11 protein-coding genes, 1 pseudogene and 1 CRISPR repeat array are annotated in these 14,373 nt (G+C 69.9%); all 12 genes and pseudogenes read right to left on the minus strand.

Annotation, left to right across the window (positions count from 1 at the left end):
• Nucleotides 1-4: 4 nt before the first annotated feature.
• Nucleotides 5-1,165 carry a hypothetical protein gene (locus OG574_RS10620; RefSeq protein WP_326772965.1) on the minus strand — a complete coding sequence of 387 codons (1,161 nt, stop codon included), beginning with the start codon at nucleotides 1,163-1,165 and terminating at the stop codon, nucleotides 5-7.
• Nucleotides 1,166-1,483 carry a hypothetical protein gene (locus OG574_RS10625; RefSeq protein WP_326772966.1) on the minus strand — a complete coding sequence of 106 codons (318 nt, stop codon included), beginning with the start codon at nucleotides 1,481-1,483 and terminating at the stop codon, nucleotides 1,166-1,168.
• 13 nt (nucleotides 1,484-1,496) lie between these two features.
• The gene (locus tag OG574_RS10630; RefSeq protein WP_326772967.1) at nucleotides 1,497-2,246 is read right to left on the minus strand and encodes a CIS tube protein; all 750 of its coding nucleotides are present in this window, start codon (nucleotides 2,244-2,246) and stop codon (nucleotides 1,497-1,499) included.
• An 8-nt stretch (nucleotides 2,247-2,254) separates the two neighbouring features.
• Nucleotides 2,255-4,162, minus strand: a complete 1,908-nt coding sequence (locus OG574_RS10635; protein ID WP_326772968.1) for a hypothetical protein — start codon at nucleotides 4,160-4,162, stop codon at nucleotides 2,255-2,257.
• Between the two features lie 2 nt (nucleotides 4,163-4,164).
• Nucleotides 4,165-5,967, minus strand: coding sequence for a hypothetical protein (locus OG574_RS10640; RefSeq protein WP_326772969.1), 1,803 nt, complete (start codon nucleotides 5,965-5,967; stop codon nucleotides 4,165-4,167).
• Between the two features lies 1 nt (nucleotide 5,968).
• Nucleotides 5,969-7,771 carry a hypothetical protein gene (locus OG574_RS10645; RefSeq protein WP_326772970.1) on the minus strand — a complete coding sequence of 601 codons (1,803 nt, stop codon included), beginning with the start codon at nucleotides 7,769-7,771 and terminating at the stop codon, nucleotides 5,969-5,971.
• A gap of 45 nt (nucleotides 7,772-7,816) precedes the next feature.
• Nucleotides 7,817-7,960, minus strand: coding sequence for a hypothetical protein (locus OG574_RS10650; RefSeq protein ID WP_326772971.1), 144 nt, complete (start codon nucleotides 7,958-7,960; stop codon nucleotides 7,817-7,819).
• 23 nt (nucleotides 7,961-7,983) lie between these two features.
• Nucleotides 7,984-8,844, minus strand: coding sequence for a T4 family baseplate hub assembly chaperone (locus tag OG574_RS10655; protein WP_326772972.1), 861 nt, complete (start codon nucleotides 8,842-8,844; stop codon nucleotides 7,984-7,986).
• Nucleotides 8,845-8,883: 39 nt separating this feature from the next.
• A complete protein-coding gene (locus tag OG574_RS10660; RefSeq protein ID WP_326772973.1) occupies nucleotides 8,884-9,354 on the minus strand; it encodes a phage tail protein in 471 nt (156 codons plus the stop codon).
• A 69-nt stretch (nucleotides 9,355-9,423) separates the two neighbouring features.
• Nucleotides 9,424-11,520 (minus strand): phage tail sheath family protein, encoded by a 2,097-nt coding sequence (locus OG574_RS10665; RefSeq protein ID WP_326772974.1) that lies wholly within the window; start codon nucleotides 11,518-11,520, stop codon nucleotides 9,424-9,426.
• Nucleotides 11,521-11,598: 78 nt separating this feature from the next.
• Complete coding sequence (locus tag OG574_RS10670; protein ID WP_326772975.1) at nucleotides 11,599-12,642, minus strand: hypothetical protein; 1,044 nt, start codon at nucleotides 12,640-12,642, stop codon at nucleotides 11,599-11,601.
• 939 nt (nucleotides 12,643-13,581) lie between these two features.
• A CRISPR array of direct repeats spans nucleotides 13,582-13,915; the repeat unit is 29 nt; unit sequence GGGACCATCCCCGCGGGCGCGGGGAGCAC.
• A 92-nt stretch (nucleotides 13,916-14,007) separates the two neighbouring features.
• Nucleotides 14,008-14,357: pseudogene (cas2e, locus tag OG574_RS10675) on the minus strand (type I-E CRISPR-associated endoribonuclease Cas2e).
• Between the last annotated feature and the right edge of the window lie 16 nt (nucleotides 14,358-14,373).

A 14,373-nucleotide genomic window follows, 5' to 3' on the forward strand; every position in this document is an offset into this window, starting at 1 on the left:
GGACTCACCTCGTCGCCGTGAACTGTGTGTAGTAGCCGGGCCGCGGGTCGCCAGGCGCGCAATCGCGGCTGAAGACGTGGTTGACCTTGGTGACATACCAGTTGCCCTCCGCCCAGGGGGCCACTCCGCTGATGGTGACGAGCGACTTGGCCCGGAGCAGCACCGTGCCCGTGGCGACGCCACGTCCGTGCAGTCCGAACCTGCGGGTGGGATCGGGAGCGACCCGCAGCGCGCTGTCGGAGGGGGCCGCGGCTGCGCCGCCTGACAGGCGTTCGACGGGACGCCGGAGCCGGCCTGTGGCGGCCGCGGCCACGTCGGCGAGTGCCTCGACCGCTTTGCGCTGGGCGGTCGTGGCGTCGCGGGCCCGTCCGATGGCGGGCGCCGGCAGGGCGGGCCTGGGCGGGTCGGGGGGTGCGGAACGGTTCACCACGGCGCCCGAGGCGGGGTCGACGGTGCTGAGCTCCAGCAGGGGCCGGGCGGCGGCACTGATCCGCTCGTAGTCGAACTGGATGAGGTCGCCGGTCCCCCGGTTGTAGCGCAGCTCGCCCACGGGCTGCGCTTCGGCGAGCGTCGTGAGGGGCAGAAAGTAGAACTTCGAGCGCTCTTTGCCGTCGAACTCGACGAAGGCCAGACAGGCCTGGTGTTCGGCCTGGCCGAGCACGAACTCCCACTCGTTGAGTCCGGCCCGGCGCGTCGGCCGGACGGTGTCCATGGGCGCGTCGTCGGTGGGCTGGATGCGGCCGGTGGCAATGCCGTATTCGGGGCGCCCGACGATGCGTTCCAGCACCTCGCTCAGGCGCTCCCCCGGCCGCCACTCGGCTGGGTCGAGGGCACGGCGGGACATACGGAAGCTGAAGTCGAGCACCGTCAACTCGACCCACTGTCCTCGTGCCCCGGCGACCACGCGGGCGCTCATGATCTCCCCTTCGAACAGCGTCGCGTACTGGGAGCGCCAGCCGAGGGTCAGCCGTACCTGCAGCCCTTCGAAGGCCGCGTCAGCGAGGAGTCCGGTGGCATCGTCCAGGACGACCACCGCCTTGTCGGTGAGCCGGTCGTGATCCTCCACGGCGATGGACCGCACAGGCGCGGAGACGTCCCGCCAGTCCTTGCCGTCAGCGCTGACCAGGAAGACGGCCACCGTCGATTCGTCGCTCGCGTCACCCATCTACAGGACTCGCTCCCGGTCGACCCGGCCGATGCCGGGGGTCGCCGGCACGGCCACGGCGTCGCCGGGCCGCAGATCGAGCGGGAAGGCCAGCGGGTTGGCGTCGGCGATGCACCACCAGGCGTCGCTGTGACCATAGAACCGCCAGGCGAGGTCCTCGATCTGTTCCGTTCCGGTGACGTGGTGCCGGAAGTCGGGCGAGTCCGCGGGCGGCGCCGTGTGACGACGGATCTCCACCGTGGGGTGGACCGTCCCGCAGGCGTCGACGGCGTCGTACACCGCAAGACCGCGGTACCGGGAGGTGATCGACACGGCCATGGCTGCCCTCCTGTCAGTCGAAGAAGCTCTGTACAGCGCCGAGGACCGGCGCGGCCTGGACGAGGTCCTCGCCGTCGATGTGCTTGTACGACTTGACGACCTCGATGACCCGGCCGATGACGTCCATGCTGGTCGAGAACGAGTGGGTCTGCTCGGTCAGCGTGAGGCTCACCTCCGCGCGTTCCGGTGTGAGGTCCGGCTTGAACATCGTGACTTTGATGTTCAGGTCCGTCATCACACAGTCGAGATCGATGCCGCCGAGTTTGAGTGTGCACAACGGCGGTCGGGTCGGCGCGCCGAACTTTTTGGGGTCGGAGATCCAGGACGGCAGATCGCTGACGGGGTCCCAGGAGGGGTTCATGAAGGAACGCAGCACCGCCAGGCTCGGTTCGATGCGTCCGCCGAAGCGCTTGTCCCCGGCGACGACCGGTTCGCGCGCCTGGGCGGCGGGGATGTCCGGCTGCTGCCTGGCGTCCAGGGCGAAGTCCAGCGCGAAGGTGCGGGGCTTGCCGATCACCGCTTGCTGGCCCCTGGTGTTCACCAGCAGGCTGCCGATCTCTTTGACGTCGTCCAGGAAGCCACCGAGCGTGCCGCCGAATGCCTTTCCCTTCTCGGTCCGGTCGAAGTTCCACGCACCGAAGTCGGGGGATTCCCGGTACTCGAAGGTCTTCTTCTCCGAAAGTAGCTCCGGGCTGTACTGGAAGCGGAAGATCAACGGGGGAGCATGCAGGATGTTCGCCAGGTAGCCGGTCCGCCGGTCCATCGGGACTCCTAGGTGGGAAGAGGCAAACGGCCGCTGCCGCCGCGCAGGTCGTAGTCGAACCTCATGCGGGCATAGCGCTCCATGTCGTCACGGTCGGGGGGCGGCGGGAAGTCGCCGGGGTCGAGCCGTCCGGGGGCGGGCTCGTCGGGTGAGGGCGGTCCGGCCGGGCCAGGCGCGCCGCCCACCTCGATGACGACCTCGTCGATGACGATCGTCGCCCGCGCCCGGTCCCCTGGCGGGCCCTCGTCCTTGGGCCGGAAGGCTCCCGGTTCTCCCCGCTCGCTCCCAAGGTGCCGGGTGATCGTCGTCAAGATGGTGGCCAGGCCGCCGCCCGTCAGCCACTTCTCGTACGCGTCGGCGACGGTCTCCAGGCCCGTGCTCGGTTTCCGGGCCGCCTCGACGACCAGGTTCCCGGCCAGGTCGGTGGAGTGCTCGCGCAACGTGGCGAGTTGGCGGCCGAGGGCCTGGTCGGACAGGGTCGACTCCCGCTCGGCCACGGTGTCGAGCTCGTCACCGAGGGCGCGCATGCCGCCCTGTACGGAGTCGTTCAGGAACCGCAGTCCATCTCCGGTCGCTTGCTGCAACCGCTCAAGGGCTCCCATGGCGCGCCCGGCCACCGCAGCGTCGCGCAGGGCCGCGCCGAGGTCCGGAGGCTCGGGCGGCTTCGCGGGCGTGCCCGCGGCGCCGGGGGCCAGCGCCTCGAGGAACTTCAGCTGGGCGGCCTCGTGCAAGTCCTTCACCAGCTGTGCATCCTCGATCGGCTTCCCCGTCTTTAGCTGAACCAGCGCGGGGAGGACGGCCGGAAGGATGCGGATGAGGTGGGTCAGAACCCGGAAGACCCGCAGCTCGGCGAAGTTGCGCAGGATGGTGTCCACCGTAGGAACCAGCCAGTTCAGCAGCTGGTTCACCGCTGTTCCGATCGCCGCGCCGAGGGCGGACCCCAGGTCGAAGACCGCGAGCAGGGCTTCGCGGACCGTGGCGAACACGGCCGACAGGATGCCCTGCAGCGTGCTCGCCAGGACGGCCGCGACTCCGGCCGCCATGCGCGCCACCATCGCCAGGGTGTCGAAGACGGTGAGGGTGACGGCACCGCGCAACAGGAAGGCGATCCGCAGGGCGAAGCGCAGAGTCTCGGCGATGGCGAGGCGCATGTCGGGGAGGTGTGCGAGCAGCCATGAGAGTGAACCGATGGTCATCGGCAGGGCGATGACCAGGCCGTCCACCAGTCGACCGATGCGTTCGAGCGAGATCGAGGCGTCGTCCAGCATCCTCAGCCAGCGGGCACCCTGCGGCGTGGGCTCGGGGCCGGGCGGGCCCCCGGGCCGGCCCGGCGTGGTGGCGGCGAGGAAGAGGCCGGTGAGGGTCTCGACGGCGGCACGGATCTCACCCCATTGGCCGAGGGCGGTCGCGGCCCCGGGTGGACCCGGTGGAGCAGCGGCCGTACCGGGGGCCGCGGCCAATGTCGGCACGGTAACGCCACCGGCGGCGGGTGGGTGGGCGACGGCGGTGCCCACCTTGGGCGCCCCCACACCGATCATCATGAGGATGCGTTCGACGCTGTTCGCGATGTTCAGGATCGTGGGAAGGTGCCAGGCCACGAGCAAGGAGCCGGCCGTGCCCCCCAGGAGACCACCGCCCACATTGCCGATCAGGGCCCCCACTCCGCCGAGCAGGCCTTGGAGGAAGTCGCCGAAGCCACGGCCCGGTTCCAGGTCCGACAGGTTGACCACGTGCACCATCAGGGCGCCGGACTGCAGGGGCGCCGTGCCGAACCGGGGGCCGGCGGTGATCACCGAGGTGAAGGCGAATGTGCCGTACGAAGCGGTGGAGCGCTCGATGTCTTCCAGGGCCCGGCGGGCGAAGCGGGTCTGGGTGAGCAGCAGGCCGAGTTGGTGGACCAGTTCCTCATCGTCCATGGTCAGCCGCTCCCTTCGCCGCCGCGTCCGGCCAGGCGGCCGAGGCCTTCCCGGTACGCCCCGTGCACCGCGTCGGCGAAGTGCCCGGACAGGACGTCGGCCAGGTCGCCGTCGAGCGCCCGGCCCGGCGGCACGCGCAGCGTGAGCCGAGGCACACGGACACGGCTGAGCCGGGCCCGGCGGTGCAGGATGTGGGGCGAGGTGGGCGGTGCGGGCGGGCGCCCGGCCGTGGCGTTCTCGTCCGCCCTCGTCCGCCAGAAGGCGGTCAGTTCCCGGACGTAGAGGGAGAGGGCCTCCCCCATGAGTACGAACCCACCCGTGGCCAACCAGGTGTTGAAGGCCTTGCCGAGGGTGTCCTCGGGCACGCGGTCGACGGCCTCGCGCTGTCGTGCGACCTCGTCGCCGGCCACCACGTCGGACAGGCGTCCGGCTTGTCGTGCGGCCTGGGCCAACCGATCACCCACTGCGATCCGGGACGCCCGTTCGCCCTCCGCCGTGAACGAGGCGGCCAGGCGGTCCAGGCCGTGGCCGGTGTCCCCCGGGGCGCGTGACAGTCCGTCGCGCAGGGCACCTTCGGCGCGGTCGACGGCCTCGGTCAGCCGTCTGCCACGGCCGTCTCCGAAGAGGGCCTCGCCGAGGTTCGGGAACCGCGACTCAAACCGGAGAGCAGGCGCCTCGGCGTAGTGCGACAGCGGATCGCCGACCGGCAGCGGCAGAGTGCGAGCGTCGGGCGTGATCGCCTCGATCAGCTCGGTGACCACGCGCAGCAGGTGGACCCAGGCCGCCAGGCACGCAGTGAGTCGGGCGAGGAAGTCCTTGACAGACGAGGCCACTCCGCTGCCGAGCACGGTCGCGAGCCGGAGGTGGAAGGAGACGTGCACACCGATGATTCCGTACACGGCCGAAGCGAGCGCCGAGGCCTTCCGGGCCATGACGCCGATGCTTGCGAAGACGGTCTCCAGTGCGGTGCGGCGCACGCTCAGCACCATGTGTTCGATGGCCTCGGCGTAGCCGAGCACGGTGAACGCGGCGAACCGGGTCGCCGCCTCACCGAGGACGGTCACCACACGGGGGACCGCCGCCAGGATGACCACACCGGCGAGCACGGCGGTCTCCGCCGCGTCCGACGTTCCCGGGCCGATGCCCGCCGCGGGCTGCGCGGAGCCCGGTGGCATCGCCGCGCCGTGCCCTGTCGTGGACGGTGCGACGTTCGCCGTGGGCGTGCCCGGCCCGCTGGGCACCCCCAGGACGGCGAGGGCGGTGCGGACACGTGCGGCCAGGACGTCGATCTCCCCGTCCTTCCGGGAAGCCTGAGCCAGCGACCGGAAGGCCAGACCCGCCAGCCCGAAGAGATCCACCGCCCGGCGGTGGGCCGGGTCGAAGGCGCCGGGCACCGGGTGCGCGTAGCCGCGTACGGACGCCTCGATATCGGCGAGCACCCCCTCCACGGTGACCAGGGTCCGCGGGATCACGAGGGCCGACGACGTCTCCGCGCTCAGCGGCGCCACGGCGCGTTCGATGTTGTCGATGAGGTCGAGCCCGCCCCGCGCCGACCCCAGGGGCAAGGAGACGACCGGGGCGTGGGCGAGCATCCTCCGCTGGTCAGAGGCCAGTCGTACGCTCACGGCCCCATTGTGGAAGCGGAGGATCGGGAACTGCCTCGATGCCTGCTCCACCATCCGTACGGCGCGGCGGCGCCTATCGAGCACGGGCGCGATCTTCCTGTCCGCCGTCTGGACACCGGTGCACTGGAGCGTCAGGGAGGCCGTGAAGACGGCGGCCACCGCAGCCAGATCGATGGGCATGTCAGCGGCTTCCCGTCCCGGCGGGCTCTGCCTCGTCGGCGCGGTAGGTCCGGTACCGGAGCCGTTCGGTCAGCGCGTCCTGGAAGCGGCGGGCATCGGCCGGGTCGGCTCCCGGCAGCCGCAGCCGCAGCCTCCTCACCACCGGGCGCACCCGGTCCGCCTGGGGCAGGTCCCGTACGGGAAGCCGCGCCCCCTTGGCGGCAGGGGCGGCTGCCGCGCCTGCCCCGCTCTGGGCGTCGAGGGCGTCCAGCAGTGGCGCCAAGGTAGACAGCACGCCGCCACGCATGGCCGGCGGCAGGAGCCGCTCCAGGAGTGGCACAAGCGGCTCGCGGAGCTCGGCGAGGCTCTCTGCCGTGAAGGCCATGAGCCTCTCGGGCTTTCCGAAGCGGGCTTCCAGAGACGAGCGTTCGTCGGCGAGGGCGCTCCGGGGGTGCTCCGCCCGCGTCAGGGCGGCGCGGGCTTTGGGACCGAGTTCAATGGTGGTGACGTCGTGGCAGGTGCGCTCGATCTCCTCTGCGGCGCGGACGATCGCGTCCGCGTCCAGGGCGGGCAGTGAGCCGGAGCCGAGGGCCCGGCGCAGCTGCTTGGGATCGGGCGCCGCCGGCAGGGCCGGGAAGTCCGGCACCGGGGGCAGCAGCACCTTCCACAAGCTCGGGCCGCTCGGCTTCTCAGACGGTCCGTCACCGCCTTTGGCCAGCTCCTTGACGGCGACGTCCATCTGCCGCTTGAGCACGACGAACGTCCGGACGACCGGATGCTCGGTGAAAAGCCGCGTCACGAACTCCCCGACCTCACCCGCATACTTCTCCGACTTGTCGGCGACCGCGGTCCCCGCGAGGCGCGCCGCCTCGACCAGGATGCCCAGTTGGCCGGCGGCGACGTTCCCGACGGTTGTCAGGACCTTTCGGGCGAACGTCAGGAATGCCTGGAGTGCCTCCGTGAAGGACAGGGGGCCGGTCCGCACCTCGTCGAGCCGGTCCAACAAGCCGGTTCCCACGGTCGTCAGGACAGTCACCGTGTCGCGCGCGAGCGTGCCGAGTCCGGCCAGAGTGCGGGCCGACGGCACCAGGGTCGGCCCGACGCGCAGGACGAGGAAGGCGACCGTGCCGAGGAGTTGCGCGAAGAGCGCCGCCAGCCGGTCACCCAAAGCGAGCAGCCTGGCCAACAGGGGGTTGTCCTCGGACGTCCTGGGGCCGGTCAGCCGCTCGAGGAACCGGACGGCCGCGTCGAGGCAGCGAGCAGCCGCGCCAAGCAGGTCGTACGCCTCCCGCACTTCCCGGCGGTCGCTGAGCGTCGCGACCAAGGCGAGCCCCACTCCCCCGCCGACCAGACCACCACCGGCGAGGGCAACCGTAGCCGCCGGGGCCTCCCGGAGTCCGAGCCCGAGCAGGAAGGGCACAGCGACCCACACCAGGGCGGCCACCAGGGTCGCCCAACTGAGACCACCGAACCGGAGCAACATCCCGGCACCCAGGACCGCCCAGAGCGGGCTCATCACCATTCCGGCCACCATGCCGGCCAGTCCGGACAGCGGCTCGGCCAACTGGAGTCCGCCAGGACCGGTCGGTGCGGGACTCCGCGCGGCTGCGAACCGTGCGTCGAGTTCGTCCGTGTTCATGACACGGGCGAGAAGAGCGAGGCCATCGATGGGTGGCGGGGCACCGAACCAGTGGGCCAGGAAGATGCTGCGCACCCGCTCGACGACAGCGGACTCCAGGGTGACGATCTCCGTCCACGGAGCGAGCGACCTGGCGGTGGCGACGAGCGCACCGGTGAATTTTTGCAGCAGCAGCGCCAGAGGCATCGCGGTGAGCACCTCCTCCCTCCGGCCCGGGGTCGACGGGCGTTCTCATGAGGTCCGGGCAGCCTCGATCCGGGCGTTCTCCCGTTCGATCTGCTCCACGAGCAGGGCGACGTAGGCACGCCGCTCGGCGGACTCCATGTCCATCAGCTCCGACCACGGCCAGTGCAGGTGGTATCCAAGGAAGAACACCTCCTGTCGGAGCTGGTCGAGACTTACCGCGGTGTCAAAAAATTTGTCATGTCCAGACTCGAACGCATCTCGTGGCCGCACGACGGACAGTCAAGTTCGCGCATCAGGTCGATCCCGGGCGCGTCGTCGTCGAACGCCCGGTCGATGAGGCGCCGGTCGGTGAGGGTGAGGTCGGCGAGGATCTTGGGCCCGATGGCTTCGAGCCGGTGCGTGGGAAGGTCGCCCAGCGACTTCATGCACCGCGCGAGCAGCGCATTCTTGCCCAGCGAAGCGTTCTTGCGCATCTGAGGCGCCGCCGCCGTCTCGTCCGAGCCCCGAGCCAGACGCAGCGTCAGCGACGTGTGCACGGCCCCGTCCCGGTCGAGATAGCCGTCCTGGAGCTCCACGCTGATGTCCTCCGGTGGCTCGCCGTCAGCCAGCATCCTCGTCGGAAGTGCGTCGAGGTCCTCCAGCTGTTCGAAGCGCTCGCCGCAGGAGGAGCAGCCGTAGACAGCGGCCAGCTCCGGGCCGAAGGTGAGGCTCCGCAGCTTAATCAGGAGGTAGTTGCGGTCGACCGAGTACAGCGCCTCGACGTCGGCGCGCCGTACTGACGTCAAGTCACCGAGCCCGGTCATGCAACTGTGGAGCAATGCAGTGACCAGCCGCCCTCCGTTGCGCTGATTAGCCGGATCCGCGAGCAGCGCCTCCTCTCGGCCGGTCATCTTGCGCAGAGTGACCCGGCGCTGCGCTTCGCCCGCATCGTCGACGTAACCCACTGGAAGGATTACCTCGGTCTCGCGCCCGCTGCGGGCGCCGGGGCTCAGGGCCGCCGTCGGGTCCTGGTCCGCGGGGACACCGCCCGGACGACGTGCGTCGAGTTCTTCCGTTGTCGCGGTCACGGTCATGGGAATCCTCCTGGGGGTCGTGCGGTGGGGGGCGGTGAATCATTCGACGCGTTCGAGGCCCTCGTGCTCGAGCACGATCGTCTGCAGGAACAGGCCCGTGGATCCGGCTTCGAGGTCGGTGAACTTCGAGGACTTCACCCAGGCGTGGTAGAAGGCGAACTTCAGGACCTCATCACCGAAGTGCCGCTTGATGATCATTCCGTTCTTCCGCACGGCGGAGCCCCCCTGCCGGGGCGCGTTGAGTTTGAACGTCTGCCAGAACCAGTCGCGGAACCGCTTGTCCTCCGGGCTGCCGTCCACCCTTCGCTCGATGGTGAGGGGCTCGAACTTCACCTTGGCCGCAGCCAGTTTGTAGACGTGCCCGGTAACACCATCGGGCTGCTCGATGGTCTCCAGTTCACCCTCGCTGAGCCCCGACACCTTGCTGATGCCCGGGCTTTCCGTTCCATCGATGAACAGGACGAACTCGTTGGCGCGGAGACCTTCGTGGAAATCGCCCACCTTGGGCATGGCTACTCCTTGGACTCTGGTGCCGACTCAGGGTTGCGGCGGTTCGGGCTTCCGTGCCAGCGGGTGCCCTCACGCCTCGGTGACGGTGCCACCGCTGGGCTGCTGGCCGATACTGATCACGATCGTCTCGGCGGGGCGCGACGGGTAGAAGAGGACGTCGATGGCGAGCCGGCCCTGCTCGACCTGGTCAGGCGGGTTGTTCGTTGCGTCGACGACCACAGTGAACGTCTCCTCGGGGCCACCAGTGCCGAACGCGCCCTGGCGCCAAAGCCCAGTCAGAAACGGGTTGACGGTGCCGAACTTGACCGCGCTCCACAGCGCATCCCTATTGGGCTCCTGGCGCACCCAACGCAAGCCGTCACGCAGGCTGCTCTTGACGTAGTTGAAGAGGAGCCGGACGTTCACATACAGCCAGCGAGGGTCGCTGCTCAGCGTGCGCGACGCATCGATCACGATGCCGGCGCGCGGTACCGGGCGCACGCCGTTGACAGCGGCGTCCTTCACCAGCGCTGTGTGATCGGCGTCAGACAGGCGGGTCTCGACGTCGAGCACGCCCCGCAGGTTCGCCTCATCGCCCGCGGGTGCCTTCCAGATGCCCCGGGTGGCCTCGACGCGGGCGTACACCCCCAGCACATGGCCGACGGGCGGGATACTCCTGCGCGGCGCGTCACCGACACCGAGGGGGTCCGGCACGGTGATCCAGGGACCGTACAGGGCGCCGTACACCTTCAATCCCCTGAGCAAGGCCGTGTACTCAGCCGCCTTGCCGCCGGCAATCACCCCCTTGGGCACCGCCCCGACATACATGGCGTCGCCCCGTCTCGCGCAGTAGCCAAGGGCCTCGAGCGCCACGTTTTGGCTCGTGCTCTCGCAGCACAGCAGTTGGATGTCGAAGGGATCGAAGACCGGGAACCCGGATGCCCCGTCAGAACCTCCGATGAAGTGCGCGGCCTTCACCGTGCCGTCGGCGCCATTCTCCAGCGGGAGGTATCCCGTCTTGTCGCTCGGCCGGTCCGCGGCGCCCGGAGCGTGCTTGTCCGTGAGCCGGATGACGTTCGAACCGGACAACGGGTCGTTCACCACGACGGGCGCGTAATTCGTACGGCTCTCCACCATCGTCAGGCCTGTGTGCCGTTCGAGGACGTGGTCCTCGAACGGTTCCCCTCGAGACACGATCAGGTCGAACTCCGATGCGCTCCTACGGACCGTGACCGTGGTGACGTCGAAGAGGTCCGGACCCACGAGGTCGGGGCTCCAGGCCACGGCGCCGGTGGCCTCGTTCACGGTCTTCAGCGTGACCTGTTCACTCCTGGTGCTGTCCGTGATCAGGACCGAGTCACCGACGCCGAAGTCGAGGACCCGGGCCAGCCGGGTTCCGCCGGCTTCCAGCTCGTGGGGCGTGCCCCACACCACGGCCGCGGGCTGAGGGAAGCCGAGCTTCGGGTTGGCCGCCGTCACACTCAGAGCGGTCCGGCCACCGGTCGCCGCCGGACGGTTGCTAGTGGACGTCAGCACCAGTTTGTCGCCGTCGAGCGACGCGATCAGGTCCGTGGTCCTCTTGTTGATCGCAGTCGTGATCTCCCCCCGCGTGGCAGCTGCCGGATTCGCGAAGTCCAGCGCATCGAACCTGAGGGTCAACTCGTTGTCGTCGACCTTAACGGCGAGCGGGGGGAGCGCCGACATGTCCACCGTGGCCGGGAGGGCGTCGGTGGCGGTAACCGTCGCCTTGGCCTTCTCCTTGAGCTGGCTCTCCGCGGTGACCTTGTGCTCCACCTTCACCGCGAGTTCGCGGCCCCACAGGCCCGGATCGGCCTGCCCCCGGTAGCCCGCCTCAACAAGGAGAACCTCGCCGCCCGCCTGATCCTTCAGCACCCGACAGGCCGATGACTCGGCGGCGCTGAGAGCGGTGTCGACCACCCGGTTGACGTACGCGACCCGGCCTCCGTTGTCGAAGAAGCCCCGTACCAGATAGGCGCCCAGGCCACCGGCGAAGTGCGGGCCGAAACGCTCGGTGAACTGCTGGAAACTGGTCACGCGAACGGGCTGGTCGGGGACGCCGCGTTGCGTCACCACATGGAAGCCAGCGACCGACGCGGCCGCCCCCGTGATCGACGGCGAAGCGGTGCCGTCGCTTTCAACGACGTTGACACCGATGTTGAACGTCATGACTGGTCTCCTTGGCCCTCGTCCCTGCCACTGCCACTGCCACTGCCACCCTCCGGCTGATCACAGCTCACCCACGGGTCACTCGTCCGCCCGGTCGACCCCCACGCGCACCTCCGAGACAGTGGCGTGTACTGGCCCGCCCACCACGGAGGAGGCGGACGCACGGACCTCGACGCGATAGAGCAGCACGGGAAGACTGCCTTCGACCGCTGGCCAGTAGCGCTCCGCACGGCCGAGGGGGAGCAGCGTGACGGGCAGCCGCTCCCCGTCGGCGCACAGCTCGTCGAGCGCAGGAAGCCGGTCGAGCACGGCCTCGATCAGCGCGGCCTGGTCGGCGCGCGATCCCGCGACTGGGGTAATCGCGTAGTCGAAGCTGTACGGATCGCCGAACGGGATCATGCGCGCGCCGTCCGCCGTGAAATCGGCGGCCTGCTGTCCCTCCCGAACCCTGTCCGGTTCGAAGTTCACGTTGATGTGCATGATGTCCAGCGCCGGGGCGGCGGGGCGCGGCTCACTCGGTGTCCGGACCTTCACGGTGGTCACCGTCACCGCCGGTTCGCCGATCGCCATGCCGGAGAACCTCGCCTCGAGGGCTCGGTCGGCATCGGCAAGCAACTCCGGGCGCACGGCGATCAGATCGTCGACATACAGAGTCGTCGGCCCGGTGGAGTCGACGCAGCGCAACTGGAGCTGAGTCACGGCGGCCGCGACGGCCGTGTCCAGGTCCGCGATACCAAGTCGAACCGTCTCCCAACGGTCCTGGCCACGCACGGGGAGCAGCCGGTGCCAGGTGTTTCCGGGCGAGGTCACCGGACTCTCGGCGGACCCGAGTCGGAGTTCGAACGTGAACGGAAGCCCCCCGACTCCGGCCCGCCGATCGGACCGTACGGAGAGCCGCAGTTCGGAAAAGCGCGAGAGGTCGACGCCGGGCAGCTGTCGCCGGAGCGCGTGGCCTTCCGCGGCGGTCGTCGCGGTCACCCGCGCACTCACGCCGTCCTTGCCGTAGCCAACGATGGTCCGCTCGTCGTACATCGCGAGCGCGGAGGACGGGGTGAGCTCATCCTCGGCGACCGCGACCCACTCGGTCGCGGAACTCATCGCGTCGACGACGACCGAGGTCACCGCTAGCGCCTCCTGTCGCGCACGCAACGGCCCGCCGCGCACGGCGGGGCCCCGATCGCGCTGCCGGCCTCTGGCACCACGCCGACGCGCGAGGAACGGGTGCCCGGCGCGGTTCCCGTCAACGCACCCCCATCGAGACCGATAGGCACGAGACCACCCACCCTCTCCTCTTTGTCGTCAGGACGCCCGGTCAGCTCGTCCAGGATTGAAGAGCTCGCCGGGGCCCGCACCCGGGAGGGAGCCATTCGGTGCAGAGGGGAGAGGCACAAGACGTTGGCCGGAGTCATTCCCGTGGCCGCCTTCGGCGTGTGCCTTCCTGGCCTCCGGTGAGCCCGTCCCGAGTCGGCGCGGCGGCGTCGGCCGTTCACCGGAACTTCCGCACGGGGTTTAGGGCAGTCCTGGCCCCGGGCTCAGGGGTGATGGTCGTCTCACGGACCTCTCCGTGTTCCTCGCGCACTTCGGCGGGTCGCCATTTCCGTCCAAGCCTGCGCCTGTGGGCCTCGTCGGCCGTGCGAACAGCGCCTTCACACTGGCAGGCCGCGGCCTCGGCACGGGCGCGACTGCAGTGCGGGGGTCCCATATCGGGGGGCCACGCTGAAGCCGATTGCCGGCCTCCATCGAGGCGTGAGCCGCAACGCCAATAGAAGCCGGTGCGGGGAGCACACGCGCAGGAGACGGCTGCCCAGAGGAAGCAGGGGCCATCCCCGCGGGTGCGGGGAGCACGGCTACGAGGCCACCCGGAAGCCTGACGGCTGGGGACCATCCCCGCGGGTGTGGGGAGCACTCGGTCTCTGGCGGCGCCTCGCGGTGGTCGTAGGGGGACCATCCCCGCGGGTGCGGGGAGCACGCGGCGAGCGCGTCACGGGCTTTGTTCGCCGCGGGACCATCCCCGCGGGTCGGGGAGCACTCGTCAGCGATCGCTTCGTACCCAACGCTGTCGGGACCAACCCCGCGGGTGCGGGGAGCACGGCCCGGCTCGCTCGGGTACTCCCACCCCTTCGGGACCATCCCCGCGGGCGCGGGGAGCACTTTCTGAGGTCGTGCCTCTTGTTGAGGTAGAGGGGACCATCCCCGCGGGCGCGGGGAGCACGACGCAATGCGCCTGTCCGTGCAGAACGAGCTGGGACCATCCCCGCGGGCGCGGGGAGCACTCGAAGGCGTCCCGGCGGACGTTGCTGCGCGTGGGACCATCGCCGCGGGCGCGGGGAGCACCGGCGGGGTTGGTCGCAAGCCGGTGGATCAGGGGGACCATCCCCGCGAGCGCGGGGAGCACTCTTCGCGACCTGCGGCTTTGCTTTGGCTGCAGGCCATTCTGAGATAGTTTCAACGAGTCCGACATGGCAGACAAAAGCCCCATCTTGCCGGCTATCCCTTGCCGAAGCGGCGTCGTTTGGACGCGTTGCTCCAGCCTTTCTTCGGCGCTGGTGTGCTCGAAGTACCGTTCTGGCTCGGGCGGCGGATCAGGCTCAAGCCTTCGTGGTCGACCAGTTGCCAGGTGTGGTCATGGGTGCGGAAGGTGAAGCCTTGCTCGCTGTTGGTTGTGTGGGCGAGGAGGGCACGGCCTTGGCCTGCGTATTGCTGGACCTCGTCCCACAGCAGGTCGCGGATTCTGGCGGAGGGTTGCCGATGAAGACGCCGGCAGAGACCTCGAGGAGCCAGCGGGTGAGAAAGCCGCGTAGTCCGGCCGGACAGTTGGTGAGAACGATGACGGTCACCAGACCGTCTCCACCC

It is taken from the genome of Streptomyces sp. NBC_01445 (assembly GCF_035918235.1).
In the GTDB taxonomy this organism is placed as follows: Bacteria; Actinomycetota; Actinomycetes; order Streptomycetales; family Streptomycetaceae; genus Streptomyces.

What these genes read in the sequence shown, in the direction of transcription:
- OG574_RS10625 (WP_326772966.1), bottom strand. Translation starts at nt 1,483, where the DNA reads ATGGCCGTGTCGATCACCTCCCGGTACCGCGGTCTTGCGGTGTACGAC.
- OG574_RS10665 (WP_326772974.1), bottom strand. Translation starts at nt 11,520, where the DNA reads ATGACGTTCAACATCGGTGTCAACGTCGTTGAAAGCGACGGCACCGCT.
- OG574_RS10630 (WP_326772967.1), bottom strand. Translation starts at nt 2,246, where the DNA reads ATGGACCGGCGGACCGGCTACCTGGCGAACATCCTGCATGCTCCCCCG.
- OG574_RS10655 (WP_326772972.1), bottom strand. Translation starts at nt 8,844, where the DNA reads ATGACCGTGACCGCGACAACGGAAGAACTCGACGCACGTCGTCCGGGC.
- OG574_RS10640 (WP_326772969.1), bottom strand. Translation starts at nt 5,967, where the DNA reads ATGCCCATCGATCTGGCTGCGGTGGCCGCCGTCTTCACGGCCTCCCTG.
- OG574_RS10645 (WP_326772970.1), bottom strand. Translation starts at nt 7,771, where the DNA reads ATGCCTCTGGCGCTGCTGCTGCAAAAATTCACCGGTGCGCTCGTCGCC.
- OG574_RS10635 (WP_326772968.1), bottom strand. Translation starts at nt 4,162, where the DNA reads ATGGACGATGAGGAACTGGTCCACCAACTCGGCCTGCTGCTCACCCAG.
- OG574_RS10660 (WP_326772973.1), bottom strand. Translation starts at nt 9,354, where the DNA reads ATGCCCAAGGTGGGCGATTTCCACGAAGGTCTCCGCGCCAACGAGTTC.
- OG574_RS10620 (WP_326772965.1), bottom strand. Translation starts at nt 1,165, where the DNA reads ATGGGTGACGCGAGCGACGAATCGACGGTGGCCGTCTTCCTGGTCAGC.